The organism is Mucilaginibacter sediminis (genome assembly GCF_051903035.1).
Classification (GTDB): Bacteria; Bacteroidota; Bacteroidia; order Sphingobacteriales; family Sphingobacteriaceae; genus Mucilaginibacter.
On the sequence record NZ_CP170602.1, the window covers coordinates 4,450,903 to 4,472,189 of the forward strand.

At 41.8% G+C, this 21,287-nt stretch carries 19 protein-coding genes; 4 read left to right on the top strand and 15 right to left on the bottom strand.

The window, feature by feature from the left end:
* Nucleotides 1–56: 56 nt before the first annotated feature.
* The 4 genes from ACFGVS_RS18130 to ACFGVS_RS18145 form a co-directional block, all read right to left on the bottom strand.
* Nucleotides 57–1,112 (bottom strand): glycosyltransferase family 4 protein, encoded by a 1,056-nt coding sequence (locus ACFGVS_RS18130; RefSeq protein WP_274210530.1) that lies wholly within the window; start codon nucleotides 1,110–1,112, stop codon nucleotides 57–59.
* A gap of 13 nt (nucleotides 1,113–1,125) precedes the next feature.
* A complete protein-coding gene (locus ACFGVS_RS18135; protein WP_274210531.1) occupies nucleotides 1,126–2,193 on the bottom strand; it encodes a lipopolysaccharide biosynthesis protein in 1,068 nt (355 codons plus the stop codon).
* A 22-nt stretch (nucleotides 2,194–2,215) separates the two neighbouring features.
* Nucleotides 2,216–4,549, bottom strand: a complete 2,334-nt coding sequence (locus tag ACFGVS_RS18140) for an SLBB domain-containing protein (RefSeq protein ID WP_439695047.1) — start codon at nucleotides 4,547–4,549, stop codon at nucleotides 2,216–2,218.
* A 298-nt stretch (nucleotides 4,550–4,847) separates the two neighbouring features.
* A complete protein-coding gene (locus ACFGVS_RS18145) occupies nucleotides 4,848–6,512 on the bottom strand; it encodes a capsule assembly Wzi family protein (RefSeq protein ID WP_439695048.1) in 1,665 nt (554 codons plus the stop codon).
* Nucleotides 6,513–6,938: 426 nt separating this feature from the next.
* Between ACFGVS_RS18145 and ACFGVS_RS18150 the strand changes: the two genes are divergently transcribed.
* The 3 genes from ACFGVS_RS18150 (at nucleotide 6,939) to gldD (ending at nucleotide 9,308) form a co-directional block, all read left to right on the top strand.
* Nucleotides 6,939–7,700, top strand: a complete 762-nt coding sequence (locus ACFGVS_RS18150) for a phosphosulfolactate synthase (protein WP_090641609.1) — start codon at nucleotides 6,939–6,941, stop codon at nucleotides 7,698–7,700.
* Nucleotides 7,701–7,932: 232 nt separating this feature from the next.
* Nucleotides 7,933–8,733: a shikimate dehydrogenase family protein gene (locus ACFGVS_RS18155; protein ID WP_274210534.1), complete on the top strand. Its 801-nt coding sequence runs from the start codon at nucleotides 7,933–7,935 to the stop codon at nucleotides 8,731–8,733.
* Nucleotides 8,730–9,308, top strand: a complete 579-nt coding sequence (gene gldD, locus ACFGVS_RS18160; protein WP_274210535.1) for a gliding motility lipoprotein GldD — start codon at nucleotides 8,730–8,732, stop codon at nucleotides 9,306–9,308. The genes ACFGVS_RS18155 and gldD overlap by 4 nt, the downstream gene beginning before the upstream one ends.
* A 143-nt stretch (nucleotides 9,309–9,451) precedes the next feature.
* On the opposite strand, the gene ACFGVS_RS18165 is transcribed toward gldD, so the two are convergent.
* On the bottom strand, nucleotides 9,452–11,431 hold the full coding sequence (locus tag ACFGVS_RS18165; RefSeq protein ID WP_439695049.1) for an alpha-ketoacid dehydrogenase subunit alpha/beta: 1,980 nt from the start codon (nucleotides 11,429–11,431) through the stop codon (nucleotides 9,452–9,454).
* A gap of 105 nt (nucleotides 11,432–11,536) precedes the next feature.
* Here ACFGVS_RS18165 and ACFGVS_RS18170 point away from each other — a divergent pair, with 105 nt between their 5' ends.
* On the top strand, nucleotides 11,537–12,388 hold the full coding sequence (locus tag ACFGVS_RS18170) for a DUF4198 domain-containing protein (RefSeq protein WP_090639653.1): 852 nt from the start codon (nucleotides 11,537–11,539) through the stop codon (nucleotides 12,386–12,388).
* Nucleotides 12,389–12,513: 125 nt separating this feature from the next.
* On the opposite strand, the gene ACFGVS_RS18175 is transcribed toward ACFGVS_RS18170, so the two are convergent.
* From ACFGVS_RS18175 to ACFGVS_RS18220, 10 genes are all read right to left on the bottom strand, one after another.
* Nucleotides 12,514–13,068 (bottom strand): type 1 glutamine amidotransferase domain-containing protein, encoded by a 555-nt coding sequence (locus tag ACFGVS_RS18175; protein WP_439695050.1) that lies wholly within the window; start codon nucleotides 13,066–13,068, stop codon nucleotides 12,514–12,516.
* Between the two features lie 108 nt (nucleotides 13,069–13,176).
* Nucleotides 13,177–14,079 (bottom strand): LysR substrate-binding domain-containing protein, encoded by a 903-nt coding sequence (locus ACFGVS_RS18180; RefSeq protein ID WP_090639647.1) that lies wholly within the window; start codon nucleotides 14,077–14,079, stop codon nucleotides 13,177–13,179.
* Entirely contained in the window at nucleotides 14,076–14,324 is a 249-nt protein-coding gene (locus tag ACFGVS_RS18185; RefSeq protein WP_439695051.1) for a type II toxin-antitoxin system HicA family toxin, read from the bottom strand. The genes ACFGVS_RS18180 and ACFGVS_RS18185 overlap by 4 nt, the downstream gene beginning before the upstream one ends.
* Before the next feature lie 12 nt (nucleotides 14,325–14,336).
* On the bottom strand, nucleotides 14,337–14,543 hold the full coding sequence (locus ACFGVS_RS18190) for a 2-oxoisovalerate dehydrogenase (protein ID WP_090639641.1): 207 nt from the start codon (nucleotides 14,541–14,543) through the stop codon (nucleotides 14,337–14,339).
* A 32-nt stretch (nucleotides 14,544–14,575) separates the two neighbouring features.
* Nucleotides 14,576–15,358 carry a hypothetical protein gene (locus tag ACFGVS_RS18195; RefSeq protein WP_439695052.1) on the bottom strand — a complete coding sequence of 261 codons (783 nt, stop codon included), beginning with the start codon at nucleotides 15,356–15,358 and terminating at the stop codon, nucleotides 14,576–14,578.
* A 215-nt stretch (nucleotides 15,359–15,573) separates the two neighbouring features.
* Entirely contained in the window at nucleotides 15,574–16,995 is a 1,422-nt protein-coding gene (locus tag ACFGVS_RS18200) for a COG3014 family protein (RefSeq protein ID WP_439695053.1), read from the bottom strand.
* A 38-nt stretch (nucleotides 16,996–17,033) separates the two neighbouring features.
* Nucleotides 17,034–17,627 (bottom strand): penicillin-binding protein activator LpoB, encoded by a 594-nt coding sequence (locus ACFGVS_RS18205; RefSeq protein ID WP_439695054.1) that lies wholly within the window; start codon nucleotides 17,625–17,627, stop codon nucleotides 17,034–17,036.
* 47 nt (nucleotides 17,628–17,674) lie between these two features.
* Complete coding sequence (locus ACFGVS_RS18210) at nucleotides 17,675–18,082, bottom strand: hypothetical protein (protein WP_439695055.1); 408 nt, start codon at nucleotides 18,080–18,082, stop codon at nucleotides 17,675–17,677.
* Nucleotides 18,083–18,358: 276 nt separating this feature from the next.
* The gene (locus ACFGVS_RS18215) at nucleotides 18,359–19,366 is read right to left on the bottom strand and encodes an aspartate-semialdehyde dehydrogenase (protein ID WP_090639618.1); all 1,008 of its coding nucleotides are present in this window, start codon (nucleotides 19,364–19,366) and stop codon (nucleotides 18,359–18,361) included.
* 480 nt (nucleotides 19,367–19,846) lie between these two features.
* The gene (locus tag ACFGVS_RS18220; RefSeq protein WP_439695056.1) at nucleotides 19,847–21,286 is read right to left on the bottom strand and encodes a rubredoxin; all 1,440 of its coding nucleotides are present in this window, start codon (nucleotides 21,284–21,286) and stop codon (nucleotides 19,847–19,849) included.
* Nucleotide 21,287 lies beyond the last annotated feature (1 nt).

Here is a 21,287-nt window from a genome sequence, read left to right on the forward strand (position 1 = left end):
AAAGCAGTTTAAGTTAGCGGTTGAATACGTAAGTAAAATTGAATTGATAAAGCAGACTATTTATTAAGCTCAAAAACTTCCACCAATTCGGTTGTACAGCCTTGCCACGATTTTTGATCTAAAATAAATCGATTTCCATTTTTTGCAATTCTCAATCTTTCGGTATCGTTTCTTAATAATTTTAATAATGCACTAATAATTTCATTTGTATTGCCGGATTTAAAAATTATTGCGGTTTCGTTATCCTTTGCATACATGAGATGGCCCTCTGCATCAGAGCAAACAACCGCGCAACCGCAATGCATAGCCTCGATACCCGGTATACCATATCCCTCCCACAGGCTGGGAGTTAAAAATATAGCGCAACTATTCATGATGTGTGCTAAATTGGAAGGCGTTTGATGATAGTGAAAATCTGCAGGTAAAGCTGCAGGCCCGGCCGATGTACCAAACAAATGAACCTTTAACTTTTGATTTTGCAGCTTTAATTGAAGCAGCGCATCCAGGCCGTACTTAGATCCTTTTCGTTCCTCTGTTGAGTACATCATACAAATACTATCCTTATCCCGCGAATCAATGGGCGATATTATTTTAAAAAGGCTCCTGTCAACGCTTATGGATATTTTATGGATTTTTTCACCAAATTCTTCTATATATTTTTTGATGTGATTTGAATAAGTAAGCTTTACTATATTTTTGAATAGATATGAATCGAGAATGTCTTGCTTGTTACCGGTCCAAAATTCGAGGTCCTGTATCAGGTTAAACTTTTGCCCTTTTGCAACATTTAATATTTGAAGGTCATGCGCCAATGACCAACCAGTAAAAAATATCGCATCAGCGTCCCTTATATCCTTGTTACTTACTTTATCTATAATGGCCGATATTATATTACTATTCAATTTAAACCATGCCGGATGTTTGAAGAAAGAAAAGTAGACCTTCCGCAATAGATTACGGGATTTCTTTAGCTTAAAAAACGATGTTTCCATACAATTGTATATGGCAACATCATGCCCTAAAATATTAAGCTGATTAGCAAACTCATACATAATTTTTGTACCTCCACCCGGTTTGCGTATAACGTGAGGTAAAATAACATTGATTTTCATGGAGCCGTTAATTCTAATCTTTTTTTTTATACGCCCTAAAAACCAAAAGCAATATTACTACAGCTACCAACGCCAGCGAAAAACCAGCCAAGAAACCAACTACCTTATTGAATTTGGTTTTCTCAAGCGGCAATACAGGGCTGTCGATCATTTGTATCAAAGGCGTTTCCTGTCTTAAAGCCATCCTTGAAAGCTCAAGATTTTTAACTATTTCTGTATATATAGCTGTACTTGCCTGTACATCAATTTGCTTTTTTTGCGAAGGTACGCGCAATACCTGCAACGCCGGGTTTGCGTTAGGAGACGCATCAATTGCCGAGGCCACGCCACCAATTGAGCCATTTAATGCCTTCCTCACACTATCGGCCTGAAACTGTAGTATGCGAATATTTTGCTCACTTTTTTTTGTTTTGGTTTGGGTATAAAACTCATTAACTTTTTCAACAAGCTTAACGTTAAACTCTTTCGCAAAAAGTTCGTCTTTGTTTGTTACATCAACCCTTATTATACTTAACTTTTTATCGGGTTTACTAACCGAAAGTGACTGTTTATTAAGCGCCTCAACAATTTTAGAGATGATACTATCTTGTTTAATCGTAAACTTACCCGGATCGCCGGAAAATGTTATGTTATCAATACCCTCATCATTTTTCCAAATTTGCCGTAAATGATTAAAACTGATGTATCTATCAATCAGCAATTGTTTTTTACCGGCAAATTCACTTTGGCTTAGTAGCGTTTTTTCTACCATCAGGCGCGACTTATATAACTCAAGAATGTTATCGTTTTGAAATATGCCGCCGCCACCGCCACCACCTATGTCAATACCTGCTATAGATGCAAGACTTGCGTATTGGCTTAATCCACCAGCCTTACTTCCATCATCTAATACAAAAGTAGATGATGCAGTATAAACAGGCTTTTTAATTATTGCGTAAGCTATTCCTAATATGCCTCCTAAAGCCCCACCTATTAGTATGATAAGTAGTTTACTTTTTAAATAATTACTAACTAAACGAAATTTATTTACAAACTCTGTTACCGATATTTCGTCAGGGCTGCTGTTACTTGTATGCGTCATGAATGAGGTTGATACTGCTTTACTACTTATTTAAACTTAAAATCCCCAAAATTATGGCTCCTAACGAAGCCAGCCCCGTAGTAAACCCTAAAATATTCTGAGCTGTATTCCCTTTGCTCTCTGATTTTTTCGGCACATAAATTTCGCTCCCCGGTTTAACAGATGGATGATTATTAAAAAACAAAAATTTCCTGGTGCCTTTTACCGTGCCGTTCGGATACACAACATATGCCCCTCTTCTTAATGCATCAGGACCGTAGCCTCCGGCGTTAGATACAAAATCATTAAATGATTTTGAGCTATCATATACTACCGCGCTTGGATAAAGTACCTGGCCATTAACACGAACAATTTGCTGTTGCTTAGGTACCCTTATAATGTCGCCATCTTCCAGTAATAAATCACTTTTCGACCCTGGTGTTTTTAAAACCGCCCCAAGGTCAATCCCTACATAGTTGTTGCGCTGTTGCGTATCGGCATTGGTTGTAGAATCTTTGTAGGCTCTTTTAAGCCTGTTGGCCTGCGCCATCCTTTCCAGGGTAAAAGCCGTGGTATCTGCTTTATTCTTATCAATGCCCAATATGGCAATGTTTTCTCTTTTTAATGATCCGCCTTCAACATCGGCCGATGCGGTAAGCCCCCCCGCTCGTGCTATCAAATCTGATATTTTTTCGTTTTTAGTTTTAATGGTATATGATCCCGGATACAATACTTCACCTTCAACTTTAACTGTCTTTTGTTTTTCGTACCCTGGCAAACTATATATTGATACTATATCAAATGGTGTTAACACAAAATTGGCTTCATTGGGTTTTAATGGGCCATCAATATTCACGCTAAAAACCTGGGCTACAGAACTGCTTTTAGATGATGGATCGGCATTAGATACCCTTCTGGCCACTTCAATTCGTTTTGTACTGGCCCCCTCGGCAAAGCCACCGGCTTTTAAAATCAAGTCCTCTACTTTCATATTTTCCGAAAAGGCAAATTTCCCAGGCTTCCTTACGCTACCATTAATGGTAACTACGTATTTATCACGTAAATCAAAAATTGATGATATGTTAATAATGTCTTCGCGTTGTAACGGAATATTTACCGTTTTATTCATCACATCTTTTACACTAAAACCTATCATTTCGGTACTATTATCGGGCTTCAGGCGCGTAATGGTGCCCCTTTCTGTAAAAGCATCTTCTTTTAAACCGGCTGCTTTCTCAATCAACTGATATAAAGTTAACCCGTTTTGTAACTCGTAATCGCCAGGCTTAAAAACCGCTCCGTTAATAACCACCCTGTTTTCAAATCTGTTAATAATTGATTCAATAGTGTATTTATCGCCCCTTAAGGGTACATAATTTTTATAATCGGCCTCTAAAACATCCGTAATCTTTCTTTGCTGATCGCTTATTTGCGATACTTTTATGCGGGCAGTATAAGCGCTATCGGTAAAGCCGCCGGCGTAGTTTATAATGTCGTCAAGACTTTCACCTGGCAAAACCTCAAACAGTGCCGGAATTTTTACCTGCCCGGCAAGCTCAACCCTTGTACGGTATGTAGGCACCCGCACAATATCCTGATCCTGTAATCCTATGTTATTTTTTTGATCGCCTTTGACCAAAAAATCATAAACATCAAGATGCCTGATGATCCGGTTATTTCTGATTATTTCTATCTGCCTTAAACTTCCGTTATCTGTTGGGCCGCCCGCCATATAAAGCGCGTTGAAAACCGTAGCAAGCGACGGTAAAGTATAGGTACCCGGCTTAGAAACCTGCCCAATAATAATCACCTTTATACTTCGGATATTTCCTAATGTTACCTGAACGCTTGTGCCGCGCCCAACAGCGTAATTGTTAGCTGCAAGCCTGCTCTTTATGGCTACTGAAGCCTGCTCAATGGTTTTACCACCAACATTTAAAATGCCCACGCCAGGTATATTGATATTGCCCTCCGGAGATACTTCAAGTTTCCAATTTACTAATGAGTTGCCGTAAACATTGATATTAAGCTGGTCATTAGGCCCAACAATATAATTTAAAGGAGTAGCAAGTTTAAGGTTGGGCTCAAATGAGCTGTTCTTGTTTTTAAAAATATCTGCACCAAAAATTTTAGGCTTAAGACTTTCAAATATGTCCTTTTGTGTTGATAACGAATCATTGCTATCTGGCTTGTAATTAAGTTGACGGCCTTGTGTGTTGGTACTGTCAGCTGCATTTGTTGACGACACGCCTGATTTGCTGCGAATGTTTTTTATTCTCGACTGTAATTTTTGGGACTGACTGGCCGACATGCCCCTGCTTTGCGCCTGCTGTATTAAATCAGCATCACTTAACCCTGCATTTTGTGCTTGCTGCAACAGTTGTATTAACTGCTGATCAGAAACATCATCAATGTTTATTGAAGATATATTTTGGAGATTGGCTTGAGCAGAAACGAATTTAATTGAACAACAAAGAATAGTGAAAGCAATCAAAAATATGCGAAAGTGAAATTTATTCATAAGTAACCATTAATGGCATTTAAAACGATATTGGGATAGGCGATATTATTTTTTTGCAAAAGTAATTTAAATTGGGATTATTAAGAACAATGATATTTTTTAATTAAAAGTCAAGTTCATTTTTAAAAACGATAAGTAACCGCGATTGTATCAATTAGTTAAAGTAATAGATAACATTAAGCCGCGCGTGTAAATTGAAGCTTTCGCCATTTTTGTATTCGTAGTTAAGGGTATAAACAGGCGTAATTTCTGCCGAAAGCAGATATTTTTTCAGTTTTACATTGCTGTAAAAGGTGCTTGAAATATCTACCCAATGCAAATTAAAAGTACCTGTACCGGCGTAAGCGCTATAATACAAATCATTATTATGCAATTGCCTTTCAAGTGTAACCCCAAAGGAATTTAGGTTTTTTAGATAGCTAACATCCAGCATAAAACTGCTGCTGCCGGGCCCTATGCCGGCGCCAATATACCTGCCATTGTTTGTATATCCATCCCGTGGGCTTTGAAGGTGTTCATACCAGGTAGGCTCATCTCTTAATAAATAAGTTGGCGACCTTTGTAACGATGTCATTTCGGCTTTTATTTGTAAATAGCTGCCTTTTTTTAAACCAAATAGTTTTCTGCCACCGAGCGTGTAGGCTGCGGAATGACTTGGCTCCTGAATAAAATCATTAAGTCCGGCGCTTCTGTCGTTCCGGGCCCATTCAAAATAAATTTCGGCCTGGTATAGGGGCAAAAGTTGCCTTATATTAAATGCGTATGCAAAATCCTGTCCGTCTCCTCTTGTCGCGTTTGTAATATCATTTGCTTTTGCCGACGACCCTGTAATTACCGGAAATATCTGTCGTACTAAACTCTTTTTGTTATAAACAGAATCTTTATCAAGGTAATCATAACTGGTAACTCCCAAATATAACCCCTTTAGCCATTTAGGTTGCCAATTAATAGTATACGCAGAAAGGTACCGGGTAACTTTAGGCTTGGGATTATACAGATTGCCGCCATAAACCAGTTTGGTTACATCATCTGGCGCAAAGCCCGATTGTTTTAAGTTTCCACCTATTATTTGCCATTCAAACGAGCCAATTATTGTTCTAACCGGTTTTACCGAATTAAATGTCCAGTGTAAAAAACCGGGGGCCGAGTTGCTCATCATGATGGAGTTTTTTATGCCGGGGCCCCACCATATGTTTTCTGTTGAAACCCCGGCTTCGACGCTTTTGTAATTTAACGTTATTTTTGATTGTCCGGGGTAAAGGTGCTTTATTGAATTATTTCCAAATCTTTCGGGCGCATCAATGCCATTTATTGTACCAAAATAAGCATTCATAAGCGCCGGCGAATTATTGATTGCCTGTACATCGGCAAAGGTTGAAAACGCTTTGTTTTGCGCGTAAACCAGTTCGGGCTTTACCTGCACTGTTAAAATGCCTGCATTTAACAAAAAGCCCCCGCTAAGCATGCTTTGATAACCTTTATTTGGATACATCGAACCGTTGTTATAACCGTACGGACGATTTACATTATATTCATTTAGCCAGTTTATTGGAAGCAACCGTATACCAGATGGCATACCCATAACATTAAATTTAGAGTACATTCTGCTTGCTATCAAGTTTCTTAGCAATGTATCGGCTATGTTTTCAAATTGATTTTCTAATGGCCGGATGGTAAACGAGGCCGAATAACCGCTTTGCCCGGAAACCTGGTTTCTCCTTGCAATATCTTCGGCATAGGCTCCCGTGGCAATACTTTGTGATAAAGCACTAACGGGGATTAACAATATAGAGAAAATTAATGGGAAAAACTTTTGCATAACATAAGATTTAGGTAATTTATATTAAGTTATTACTCGTGCGCTATAAATAACAAGCCACCATAAGCCCACGAATAATATTTATTTATTTTAACGTCGATTCAATTACTAAAAGTACACCTTTTAGTGACAATATTTAATAATTTAACACAGATTATATGTTTTTTATGCATTTTTAATAAATATTTTACAATAAACGAATATTGTGGAAATATTTCACCGAACGTTTGAGCAAAAATATAAGCTAATCGCCGGCAACCGGGTTTGGGGGCCTTATTCAACGCCGCCGAAAACGGGCAGTGCAAAAACTTAATTTCTGCCTATCTATTTTTAATTTAACATTTCCTTCATTTTTCCTATGAGTTTTTTTTACGACCTTTGTCGCCGTTAGTACTTTTAGTTATAGGCTATAACCAACATGTTAATATGAATTATACCATCAATAATTTACCCGAACGTACAGCTAAACCCCGAGATAAAGGCATTACCATGGTAATGGACAAGGGTTTAAGTTTAAGGCAGGTTGAAGATTTTATTGAGGTTGGCGGCACACATACCGATATTGTAAAACTGGGTTGGGCAACATCATATGTTACCCCCAACCTGGATGAAAAGATAAAACTATATAAACAAGCCGGTATCCCGGTATACTTTGGTGGCACCTTGTTTGAGGCCTTTATTGTACGTAACCAGTTTGATGATTACTGCCGCCTGCTGGATAAATACCAGCTTGAGCACTGCGAGGTATCAGACGGATCAATTACCATCGAGCACGATATTAAATGCGAATACATCAGCAAGCTGGCCAAACAGGTTACAGTAATATCCGAAGTAGGCTCAAAGGATGTGCAAAAGATTTTTGCTCCTTATAAATGGATTAAGCTCATGAATGCCGAAATTGAAGCCGGTTCATGGAAGGTTATCGCCGAAGCCCGCGAAAGCGGTAACGTAGGTATCTACCGCGATTCGGGCGAAGTAAGGCAGGGCCTGGTTGATGAGATACTTACCCAGATACCCGAAGGCACCATTATTTGGGAAGCCCCGCAAAAAGCTCAGCAGGTTTGGTTTATTAAGCTGATTGGTGCCAACGTAAGCCTGGGCAACATAGCCCCTGCCGATATTATCCCCCTGGAAACGTTACGCCTGGGCATCCGAAGCGATACTTTCGATCATTTTTTGAGTTTATAATTAAAGAGGATAAAATTAAGATAAAAACTCATTGAGTTGCAGCTGTCTTTATTCTGTTCTCTTGATTTTTTTCGCGGTCTGTGTGCTCCCAGGCTGCCATTTCAACGATGGTAATTGTGACTAAAACTCCGCGTTTCCTTATATTGCCCTATTGTTATTTTGGATATGGCAGTTGTCATTTCTGTGTATATCTTTAGGCTTTTATTTTAGGCGATACTAAATAAACTTATACATGAAACACTACGGGCTGATAGGCTTTCCGCTTTCGCATTCTTTTTCGAAGAAATATTTTACCGAGAAATTTAAAACCGAAGGCATTGAAGATGCTGTTTACGATGTGTATCCGCTGGAACATATTAAAGATTTGCAGGACTTGCTGGATGAACATCCTAATCTTGTGGGCTTAAATGTTACCATTCCCCATAAAGTTTCCATTATACCCTATTTGGATTGGATTGAGCATGATGCCCGCACAGCAGGCGCGGTAAACTGCATTTGTATAAGCGCCGAGAGCCCCCTGCAGGCAGCATTTACAGGCGAGGTTGGCATAACCGGGCACGATTTCCGGCTGGAAGGTTATAATACCGATTTATATGGCTTCGAAATGTCGATAAAGCCGCTCATCAACGACACCAACGATGAGGCCCTGGTTTTGGGCGATGGCGGCGCGGCAAAAGCGGTAAGGTGTGTATTGGAAAATATGGGCATCACATACAAAACCGTTACCCGCAAACCACATCCCGATCATTTACTGTTCAGCGAGCTGACGCCGCACCATATAAAACAGCATAAAATCATTATCAATACCACACCTGTAGGTACATCGCCCAATATTCACGAATGCCCGCCAATACCCTACGAGGCTATTACCGATGAGCACTTACTGTACGATTTGATTTACAACCCCGAAGAAACCCTGTTTTTAAAACAAGGCCGCGAACGTGGCGCAACCACCAAAAATGGTTACGAAATGCTGGTATTGCAGGCCGAAAAATCATGGGAGATATGGAATACTAAAGACCTGCGTGTATGAGGTATTTAACATTACTGGTTTTAGCCTTATTTGTTTTAGTTGCCTGCGGCGGCAATCATGATTACTCGCCCAAACCCCGTGGTTACTCCCGCATTGTTTTCCCCAAAAAAGAATACCAGGAATATAATGGCGGTTGCCCCTATAGCTTTACTTACCCTAAATACGCTGTTATTGAGCCAGATAAGAGCAGCAATGCAAAGCCATGTTGGGTAAACATGCAATTTCCCGATTTTCATGCAACGCTGCATTTGAGTTATCAGCCGGTAACCACCAAAAAAGAATTTAATCAGTTAACCGAAGATGCCCGCACCTTCGCTTTCAAGCACACCATAAAGGCAACATCAATTGATGAGGGCATTATTGCTTATCCGGAGCGCAAGGTATATGGCATTTACTATACTATTGATGGCAACGCGGCATCGTCGGCCCAGTTTTTCCTTACAGATAGTACAAAAAATTACCTGCGGGGAGCGCTTTACTTTAACAACGAACCACGTCTTGATTCGATACAACCAGCCTTAAGCTTCATTAAAAAAGACGTGGAGGTTTTGATCAAAAGCTTAAAGTGGAAGTAGGGGAGAGAATCAAGAGGCAAGAATCAAGAATTAACTTTTTTCGGGGTGAAACTTACGAAGTTTTTAAAACTTCGTAAGTTTAGCTTAGCCAATAAACTTCAGCTGTTAATTGTGGCCCATTTGGTTTTCCAATAACAAAGTAATCAATACCCCAGCAATTTCTCCATTATCTTGGCAAGTCTTGCTTTGGCCAAAAACTGGTCTTCCAGTGCTTTATTCATGGGGATGGCCGTATCCAGGCTTCCGCAGCGCATTACCGGGGCATCCAGACATTTAAAGCAATGTTCGGCAATGTGGGCTGCTATTTCGGCGCCGAAGCCGCTGGTGAGGGTATCCTCATGCAGCACCAGGGCCCGGCCGGTTTTCTTTACGCTTTGTTCAACGGCGTTCTTATCCCATGGCAGCAGGCTGCGCAGGTCGATGACCTCTAAGGATAATTCAGGATGTTTGGCCGCGTACTCCAGCGCCCAGTGTACGCCCAAACCAAAGGTGATGATGGTAGCTTTTTCGCCTTGTTGCACAATATTGGCTTTACCAATTTCTATCAGCACATCATTATCCGGCACCTCGCCGCTTATGCTGCGGTACAGATATTTATGCTCAAAGTAAATGACTGGGTTAGGGTCGTCAATTGCTGCCAGCAACAGGCCCTTGGCATCGGCCGGAAAAGCGGGGTAAACTACCTTCAACCCTGGCGTTTTTGTAAACCAGGCCTCGTTGCTTTGCGAGTGGAAAGGCCCGGCACCGGTGCCTGCGCCGGTTGGCATACGTACAACCATATCAACGGCCTGCGCCCAGCGGTAATGGGTTTTGGCCAGGTTATTAATAATCTGGTTAAATCCGCAGGTAACAAAATCGGCAAACTGCATTTCAACAATAGCTTTGTAGCCGTTGAGCGCTAAGCCCATACCCGCGCCAACAATGCCCGATTCGCAGATGGGGGTGTTGCGTACGCGGCCTTTACCAAATTCTTCTACAAAGCCCTGGGTTATTTTAAATGCGCCGCCATATTCGGCAATATCCTGCCCCATAACTACCAGGTTTGGATACTTGCGCATCCCCTGGCGCATGCCGTCGCTTATAGCATCTATATACCGCTTATTGGTTGCCGGGCTTGCCGGTGGTTGGCTTGCCGGGAATTGATAAGGCCGGTACATATCGGCCACTTCGGTTTCAATATCCGGCACAATATCAGCCTCGCTGTAAACCTTTTCAAATTCCGATTCAATAAGCGTGGTAAACTCTTTCCTGATAATAGGAATCCATTCAGGCAGCAGCACGCGTTCATTCAATAAATATTTCTCGAAATTAGCCAGCGGGTCTTTAGCACCCCACCACTCAAATAAGTTTTGCGGTACATATTTAGTACCCGAAGCTTCTTCGTGGCCGCGCATCCTGAAGGTCATGCATTCCAGCAAAACCGGTCTGGGGTTTGCTCCAATGCTGTTTTTTATATCCGTTATGGTATGGTACACCTCTAAAATATTGTTGCCATCAATACGGCGGCCCTCCATGCCGTAGCCTATAGCTTTATCAACCAGCTGGGTGCAATGATATTGCTCGTTTGTAGGGGTTGATAAGCCGTAACCATTGTTCTCGATAAGGAAAATAACAGGCAAATTCCAAACCGCCGCAATATTTAAAGCCTCATGAAAATCCCCTTCGCTGGTAGCTCCTTCGCCGGTATAAACCAGGGTGGTTTTATGCCGGTTAGATAATACATCAGCCAGTGCTATGCCGTCGGCTAAGGCCAACTGTGGCCCCAGGTGCGATATCATCCCAATGATCTTATATTCCTGTGTGCCGAAATGAAAAGACCTATCGCGCCCCTTGGTAAAACCCGATGGCTTGCCCTGCCATTGCGCCATTAACCGCGAAAGCGGGATATTACGCGTTGTAAAAACACCCAGGTTGCGGTGCATAGGCAAAATATACTCATCGTCGGCCATGGCCAGGGTACTGCCAACGGCAATGGCTTCCTGCCCTATGCCCGAAAACCATTTGCCAATGCGGCCCTGCCTTAACAGGATGAGCATTTTCTCCTCGACCATGCGTGGCAGCAACAGTTTTCTGTAAAAAGACAGCAACGTGTCGTTATCAAGGTTTTTACGATCAAAAATCATAAGGTAAAACTACTGAAGTTTTTAAATGGCAAGGCCTTCAACAAGGTCAAAAAATAATTTTTTCGGGTTAAACTTTGTATGTTTGGTAATTCCTAACTAAAAACGATGAAACGATTTGTATATTTAATATTGGCGGTATTGTTGATCATTGGTTTTACGGCCTACGCGCAAGATTTCTTTTTATTGCCCGGCAGTTTCTATATGAAAAAAGGCGATAACATTAACCTGCACTTGTTAAGCGGCAATGAATTTGCAAAGGAGGGGGAGTACAAATACGACGGCGCCAAGATCTCGAAATTTGTATTGTACGAAGGAAAGAAACAGACCGACCTGAGCAAATTGCCAAAAGATACGGCATCAAATATATTAAACTACAAACTGGAAAGCCCTGGTTTAGCTACCATCGAAGTCATCAAAAGTGAGAATGTAGAATCGGAAAGAAACAAGTTTTTAAAATACCTGAGCAGCGAAGGGCTTGACCAAATTGCCGAAGAGGCAAAAGCCAACAATCAGCAATACTTTGTAGAAAAAACAACCCGCTACTTAAAAACACTGGTAACTGTTGATAAACCAACCGACCGGGATTTTGAAAAGCCACTGAACGAGGAATACGAAATTGTTATTAAACAAAACCCCTACAAAGCCGATTACGGCGATGATGTTACTGCCGAGGTTCTTTTTCATGGCAAGCCGTTGAAAGACGCTGTGGTTATTTTGTACGTAAAAACAATTAACGGCAATGTTTATCCCCAGAAATTGAGCGCTGATGCAAGTGGGCTTATATTTTTTAAACTAAGCCGCGAAGGGATATACATGTTAAGCTCGGTACATATTGAAGCATCGAAAGACAAAAATGCCGATTTTGAAAGTTGGGGAACCACCTTCACTTTTGCTTTTACCAATAACGGCAGCATGCCCGATACCTACCGCGAATTTGGCTTCGGCAACAAGCATTAAAGTATAATCGATTTAAATATCCAATACCGAACTTCCAATATCGAATAATGAAGTGAAAATCTCGGTGTTGGATATTCAACATTCATTATTCGATATTATTTGCGCTTATCTTAATCACACTGGGCTTAGGCCCCATGATGCACGCCTTCGGCAATCTCTTCAATGGCTTTTCGGTTAAAGGCATCCAGGTCGGCTGGGGTGCGGCTTGTTACCAGGCCGTTGTCAACCACAACCTCTTCGTCAACCCAATCAGCACCTGCATTTATCAGGTCGGTTTTTAAAGACGGATAGGAAGTAAGGCGGCGGCCATTAATCAATCCTGTTTCAATAAGCACCTGCGGGCCATGGCAAATGGCTGCTACCGGTTTCCCTTCATCTAAAAATGCTGATGCAAAAGCTATCGCATCTTTATTTTGTCTTAACTTATCGGGGTTTAGTACGCCACCAGGCAAAACCAACGCGTCATAATCATCGGGGCTCACTTCGCTCAGTTGTTTATTTACATTAATTTCGATACCCCAGTTGGTTTTGTCCCAGGCTTTTATTTTGCCTGCTTTAGGCGATATCACATGAACAGTTGCCCCTGCTGCTTCCAGGGCTGCTTTTGGGCTTGTTAACTCAACCTGTTCAAATCCTTCTTCAGTAAGGATAGCTACCTTACAATCATTTAAACTTGCCATAACTGTATTTTTAATTATTGCTATAATAAATTAAGTGTAATATAAATACAGGCCAACGATTAGATGGTTTCAGGTATTTTAAAATAACAAAAGTGAACTTTTAAGGTACTATCTATCAGCTATATGCCCCAATGCATAATTGATAAAGTTACTCGTAAGCCCATAATCTTCCGTTCCCTTACGGCGGATAAAAAAGAAATCGCGGGTAATTTTCAGGCCTTCGATGGGTACTTCAACCAGGTCGCCTTCGGCCAACTGGCGGATGATAGAAGGGCGAGGCATAAAACCCAGGCACTGATCGGCCAGTAAGAAGTTTTTAAGCGCTTCGGTCCCACCAAGCCGGATTTTTACCGATAGGTCGGCCGGTTTAATGTGCAGTGCCGATAGTGATTTTAAAACCGCATTTAGCGTACCAGAGCCGCGCTCGCGCACGGCTAACGGCGTCTTAACAAACTGCTTTAACGTTAGCGATTTGCCGGCCAGGGGGCTTTTTGCCGAACATACCGGGATCACCTCGTCGCTCATGAAAGGATTGTAGGATACCGTTGTAAGCTTATTATCAACCTCGATGATGCCGATATCAACCTCATGATTCAGTAATGCATTCAGGATATATTCGGAGTTACGGTTCACCAATTGTACATCCACATTGGCGTACTCGCGCTGAAAACCCGATAGTATTGATGGTAAAATATATAGCGCAATGGTGGTGCTGGCCCCTAAGCGTAAATGGCCTGCAGCTTGTGACAGGTTACTGAGTACCGAGAGATCGTATTCAATTTTGCGTTCAATTTCTGTGGCTTGCTGCAGGTATTCGTTCAGTTTACTGCCCGCTTCGGTAAGCAGTATGCTGTTGCCTTTGCGCTCAAATAAGGGTACTTTATACTGATCTTCCAGGGCCTTAATATGCTTGCTTATAGCGGGCTGCGTTACAAACAGCACCTGTGCAGCTTTTGAGAAACTCAAATTGGCGGCAACTTCCATAAAAACACGGTGGGCGAAGGATATCATACTTTATTTATTATATCCTCTTTGCTGATTTTTAGTTGAGAAGAAACATCGTTTATTATAGACATAAGAGTTCCCAATTTAATAGGATTGTGATTAGGTATGGTAATACTTTTGGCCCCTTCATCCGTTGTGGCCAAAGACATCCTTATATGACTACCAACTTGACGAATAACCTTGTATCCGTATTTGGACAACAACTTTACCAAGTCGCTACCAGACACATCTCTTGGTGCTTTAGGAGACATAATTACTTATAATTAAACGGTAATTATTTCTTCTTTTACGAGGTGTAAGCGGATAATTTTGGGCAGATTGTCATCGTCAAAATGACACTGTACGGCTTCTCGAATGTTTCCTTTAAGTTCGTCCATTGTGTCGCCTTGAGTATAAATAGATTCACCTATGGCTCTGGCGTTGTAACCTCCCTCAATCGCTTCTTCTACTAAGAAAAACACTTCATTCATATTCAAATTTATTGAAAATTTATGATTAATTCTTAACTCTTTACTTTCTCGAAAAACCTTCCGGTAAATTTATAGGTGATAAACTTGCGGGTCATTTTGCCGCTGAAATCAACCAGGGGGGTATGTATTGTTTTTGTAGTATGGTCAAATGTGATGCTCGGGAAAGTATCCCAATCGGCTACCGATTGCAGGTTGTATTCATAATACAGCCGGCTTAATACTGCCGTAGGGGTTTTTACCATAGGTACGCGGCCGTTCAGCACGCCTTTTTCAATGGCATAAGCCCGAATACCCTGCCCGGCTTTACTGGCCGACATTATCGAGTTATAAACTGCCATATACATGGTTTTGTTATTGGCCGTAAACGTATAAATCTTCGGGAACCAGAAAGCTTCCTTGCCCGGTGGGTCCATTTTTAACAGCGATAGCGTTTGGCTGTTAACCTTGTATTGCAGTATGTTATCAAAATCGTACCCGCCATTGCCCCGCCGGGTATCCCAGGAATAGGTACGGAACATGCCATCTGACGAAGTTGCGATAACCATCCTCTCTTTTACCAGCGATGTGAATTTTAAATCGATAGTAAAGGGGTATTTAGCAGTATAATATTTAAGCTTAAAGGCAAAGATGCTATTCATCTTTTTTAAGGAATCAATAGCTTTCCATTCTTTTTTATGCGTGCCATAGTAATTGATGCGCTTAAAAATACGTAATAGGTCATTCTCAATGGCCTGCGGACTGCTGATAGTCTGGGCAAACGTTTGGGCCGTAATAAAACAGATGCAAAAAACAATTATCAGCTTAAATGATCTCATCGGAAACAAGTTAGTAAAAAAGCTTCAATAACGCTAAAATAATAGTTATAATTTATAACTAAACTCGGCCATATGTTTTTTACTTTTTCGAAATATTGGCCATTAAACTAATAGGTAAAGTAATTACGTGTCATATCCCTGCGTTCTGCAATTGCGGTATTCTATCATTTTCGCTGTTTCGTTGCAACTCAATTATTTCAACTAATATTTATGCTCTACCGTAACGTTGCATAATTATAAAACTGCATCGTTCCGTTACCTTGTATCTCAATTGTTTTGGTTTCGGCAACGCCCTGGGCATTTTTTAGGGTTATACTTACTTTGTTAGCCCCCTTTTGCAGCAGGACGCGGGCATAAGAAATAGATGAAGGCAGGGACTGCCAGTTACGCGTATCGGCCTTTTCAGATAACAGGCTGTATAGTTGTACGCCATACCCCAGCCCCTCTAAAACGCCGTTTGTTTTACCATCGCTTGTGGCCGCGGCACGCAAGCCATATTCGGCCATTTTTTTAACAGCAAGCCTCGCAAGCACTTTGCCCAGTTCTTTTAAAGTACGTTGCTGCAGCGTTTTAAAAGCCAGCTCATTAATATCTTCGGCTTTTTCAAAAGGTACTTGTTCATTATTGACACTGATGCTGCCGCTTAAATAATAAGGCGTTTGGGCAATATATTTTGGAAAAGCTACCCGCAAACTTTCAACTGATTTCAGGTTCACCCTGTTCCTGTCGCCGCTATAATTAAAGGGGATCTCTAAACCGGCACCGTTAACAAAAAACAACCCGCCATCGCTATGCCTTATCATGCTAAAAAACAAATCTTCCTGTGTTTTAACCGGCGCAAGGCCGTTTTCCCAAAACAAAATCAGCTCGCCGCCTTCGGTAGGTTTGCCGGGAGTGTATGGTAAACCAAATGTTTTCTCAAACTGATCGGCCTCGGTTGTAAAGCCGTTCAACATGGCGGTCCTGATCACATCCTCCTTTAATCCCATAGGCATAGGCGTACCATAATAGGCTTGATCGGGGTTTTTCAGGTAGATCTCGGCAGCGTTACGGTATGATATAAATGCATTGTTAACATCATTATTACGTTCGTAAAGCATGCCCTGGAACATCAATGCAAAGGCATCGTTTGAGTACCGGTTGTCTTTATTGTTAAATTTATCGCCCTGGTCCTGCGCCTGCAGGGTGATGCGGCGGGCCTCCACAATGGCATCTTCAATATTGTTCAGATAAAGGTAATTCAACGCCTTGTAATAGTGGATCATGAATTTTTCAAAATCCTCGCCTTTATATGTTTGCGACATCGAGTTAACCAATAAACCAACGGCCGCGTCGGCAACACCTGTTAAACCACTATCAAGTAACTGATCGGCATTGTTAAAGTACTTATTGCTTTCCTCGTATTTTCCTCTGAGATGCGTTACCCGCCCTTTCTCCATCAGGTACAGGAGTTTATTGCGCGGCTTTTGAATAAGGCCATTATTATCCAGGTCTTTTTCGGCCTGGGGGTAATTACCTGCGTAAACATTTTTGTAATAGGATGTCAGGCTTTGGTTATAAGTGGTACAACCAAATAAAAAAAGCATCACCCCTATGACAGGTGATGCGAGAAAGATACGCTTACGCAGGTTTATCATTATCAGATACAAGCAATCCTTGAGCAGGGCTTACTTAATTAATTTTTTACGTATTTGGCTATTTTTTTCTCCCCTATCCAAACCACTTCGTTTGTTTGAATATTGGTAAGCTCGAGGTTTACCTGGTAGTAAACTACTTTTTGGCGCTTGTGCGAATCAACAATAGAATTGATAGAGCCTTGCAGGATATAATCGGCACCATTCTCTAACCCAAATTGTTTCATGCTTGACACGGTTGCATTGGTTTGCTGGTCGGCTTTCTCGGCGCGCAATTCTTCACGTTTCTTGCCACCTTGTACCAGGCGTACCTTTTGTGTTTGGATAAATGAGCTTTCAATATCCTTTAAAAACGTTTCGGCATCAATATGCTCGTGGCTTTTGTTTTGCACAAAACCCACAATTACTACCGGCTTTTTGCCCTGATGATCGGCTTGATGAGTTTCGATCCAGCTTGCGCCTAAAATTTTGCCGGTTAGTTCTTCGGCCGCCATCCGGGAGTCGCTGTTATTCCAGTTGCCGCTTACATCTATAGTTTGATCGGTGCTAACACGTGTTACCTGCCTTGAGCATGATGCGGCAAAAAGTGTTGAAACTGCAAGTGCAGCAATGGTTAAAATGTTATTAAATTTCATTGATAGTAGGTTGTTAAATTATGATAATAAGTGATGCGTGGTGCTGTTTAATACCAGCCAAAACCAATTCCGATACCGGAACGGCCTCCGTGGTATCCGCCGCGCCCCCAGCGGCCCCCAAAGCCAAAGTTGATTGATGGTGAATAGTAGTTATCGTAAAGCCCCCATGACGGCGTATAATCGAAATAGCCATTCATACGTTCCTGGTGCCTCCACTCGCGGTTTTGACGGCGGCGCTCCATCTTGGCCTCATACCAGTCATAAGCTTTGTAGGTATCCTGTATGGTTGTGCCTTGTAAACTGGTAAGGCTATCTGCCGCGCGGGCATATTTGGCCTGGCTTTCTTTATATCGCGGATTTTGATCGGCAAGTAAGGCGGTTTGCTGCGCACTAACCACACCACTGTACAAACTACCGAAGACGGCAACGGCTGCTATAATTATCTTAGTTTTCATTGTGAAATAAAATAATGTAATTGAAATACAAATGACGCTATTAAACGTAATAAGTTAACGCAGATGCACAGTTAAATTATGTTAATAAACATCTTTTTACTTAATTATGAGGCAGCAGTTAACTAACAGGCAGGGTTGCCCATGTTAACGGGGAGCTTTTATATAAAAACAGGGATAATCAACCGACTATCCCTGTTATATTTTTAAGTTTTGGGTTGAGTTGATAAGCGACTAAAACCATTCACTTTATCAACCCAATCAACCATTCACTAATAATTACGCCTCAACCGGCGCGCCAATCAAATGCTTGGCCGCTAAGTATTCTGCAATCTGCACTGCGTTGGTAGCAGCGCCTTTGCGCAGGTTATCAGATACTATCCAGCAATTTAAAGTATTGTCCTGGCTTTCGTCGCGGCGTAAGCGGCCAACAAAAACTTCGTCTTTATCGTGCGCGTCAAGCGGCATTGGGTATTTCAGGTTGGCGGTATCATCAACTACTACAATACCTGGCGAATTAGCTAATAGTTCACGTACTTCGCCCAGATCAAAATCATGTAAAAACTCAATGTTCACCGACTCTGAGTGACCGCCCATAACCGGGATCCGAACGGTGGTAGCAGTTACTTTAATGCTGTCATCGCCCATGATCTTTTTGGTTTCCAGGATCATTTTCATTTCCTCTTTGGTGTAACCGTTGTCGGTAAACACATCAATTTGAGGTATTACGTTCAGGTCGATAGTGTAAGGGTAAACCTTTGGCCCATCAATCCCTTTGCGCTCGTTAAACAACTGGTCAACAGCTTTTACGCCGGTACCGGTTACCGATTGATAGGTAGATACTACTACGCGTTTAATTTTATATTTATCGTGCAGCGGCTTTAAGGCCACTACCATTTGTATGGTTGAGCAATTGGGGTTGGCAATAATTTTGTCCTCTGCGGTTAATACATCGGCATTTACTTCGGGCACAACCAGTTTTTTGGTTGGATCCATGCGCCAGGCCGATGAGTTATCAATAACTGTAGTGCCTGCGGCCGCGAAAAGCGGTGCCTGCTCCAATGAAGTACTGCCGCCGGCGCTGAAAATTGCAACGTCCGGCTTCATCTTAATCGCATCCTCAACAGAAACTACCTTAAACTGCTTACCCTTAAAAGTAATTTCTTTACCAATACTTTTTGCGGAAGCTACGGGAATTAATTCTGTAACGGGGAAGTTGCGTTCTGCCAGAACCTGCAACATTTTGGTGCCTACTAAGCCAGTAGCACCTACTACTGCGACTTTCATTGTTTAATTGTTTTTAATTGTAATGAAGCTCCTTTCGGAGGCTTCACTGCGTGTTAATTTGTTAGATAATAAATTTTGAACCCCAAATATGCACATTTTTTTAGATAATCTACCTGATTGGTAGTTAAATAGTGAATGGTGAGGGGTGAATAGTTGATTGGGTGAGCGGTTGCAGGAAAAAGGTGTTGGGAAGACGCGAAAAAAGGGAGGGAAACGTGTGATTACTTCCTTGGGGAGGACAGGGGAAGGAGAAGTAAATTAACCGCAAACTGTGTGTACCGGCACGGGGTGAAACACCCTGAAACACCCTGGTACACCCTGGTACGGGGTGGTACACAACCGGTGGTTAATATTTTTAATTCAGGCGATTGATGGCGTTAAATCATTGAATTAATCCGGCTGCCGGGAATGCGGCGGTTTCGTAATTTCAAAGCTATCTAACAGATCATCACTCGTCATATGAAAAAACAAAGCAATCAGCTATGCCACGCAAACCAACTCCTTGTAATCCTCTTTACCGGCGCCGCAGGTAGGGCATTCAAAACTTTTTAACGCGGTGAAGGGTACCCCAGGCGCAAGTCCGTTTAGTTCGTCGCCATATGCTTCGTCGTAAATAGTAAAGCAGTTTTTACACTGGTGTACTACTTTTTGATTAATTGGCTTGTTCATATCTTCCCTGCCTGCAACCGTGGCCGACTGAACAATATTGCTTTGCTGCTCATAAAACAAATCGCAAAGCGCAATCAAATGGCGGCCTAAGTCGATTTTAGCAACCCCTTGTTTATACACCACAAATTCGCGGGTGTTGTGGTTAAAATCGCGGGTGTGCACAATTTCAAACTCGTCGGGGTTGCGTTCGCGGATCATGATAGAGCCATAGATTCCAGATTTTGGCGACCGTTTAATGGCAAAGCTAAGGCGATATGTGCGCAGATCGGCTTCCTCAAATTCACGAACCAGCTGTTGTTTCAGATCAAGGCATTGACTGCACAGGTCTTCTACCTGCCAATTCAATTCATTTGAAGCATGGCGTACATTTACCCGGTATTTATTGAGCATATTGCCCCAAAGCGGCCTGTGTTTGGCCTCGATATTTTTAACAAGCAACGATTTCCATGGGCTGATATACAGCTGCCCAACCCTGGTTTGCATACACAGGTTGCAAATTTCTTTTAAAAACTCGATATCAAATAATTCATTGCGCCTGTAAATACCCAGCCAATGTTTATTGCCTTGTTTATTAAAGCCCTCATAATAGGGCAATTGAAATTCGGGGATATTTAAGGGCTGATCTATTTGCTGGATAACAAACTGGTTATTGGCAGCAACCAGTTGATACAACAAATCGGCATTAACTTCGGCCTGGTCATAAAACAGCGGCTTATTGGCAAATATTACCTGCTGCACAGCTTTGCTCATGGCCGGGATATCGTCTGAATAAACCAATACAGGCCAGCAATACAGGATATTGGTTTTAGGAAACCTGATATACAAATACCAATAGTTACTTACCGGCGACGAGATAAAATTAAAATTACCGGTAAAAAAGGGGGCAAAAGTTTGGTTGCTATCAACCAGGTTTATTTTTAACTCGGGCTGATAATCAAACAAGTCGAAAATGTCTTTGTAAACCCCTTCCTTCAACCAGTTTTCATGATTAAAAATCCCATCGGCAATATAGGAGCTGGTGATATTAGGGAACTGGTCGGTATTAATTTCATGGTCAATCCCAGCGCCCAGCATATCAAACTCCAGGTCTTCCATCTTTTCAGCAGCTACCTCAAAGTAAAGTTGCTGCCTGTTCCCAAAGCGAATTTGCCCGGCACCTGCATTTTGCGCAATGATAAGCATTTCGTAAAAATCGCCGGCAGAGGCTACCCCACCCGGCAGGTTTATTTTAATCAGTTGCTTTTTTTCCATC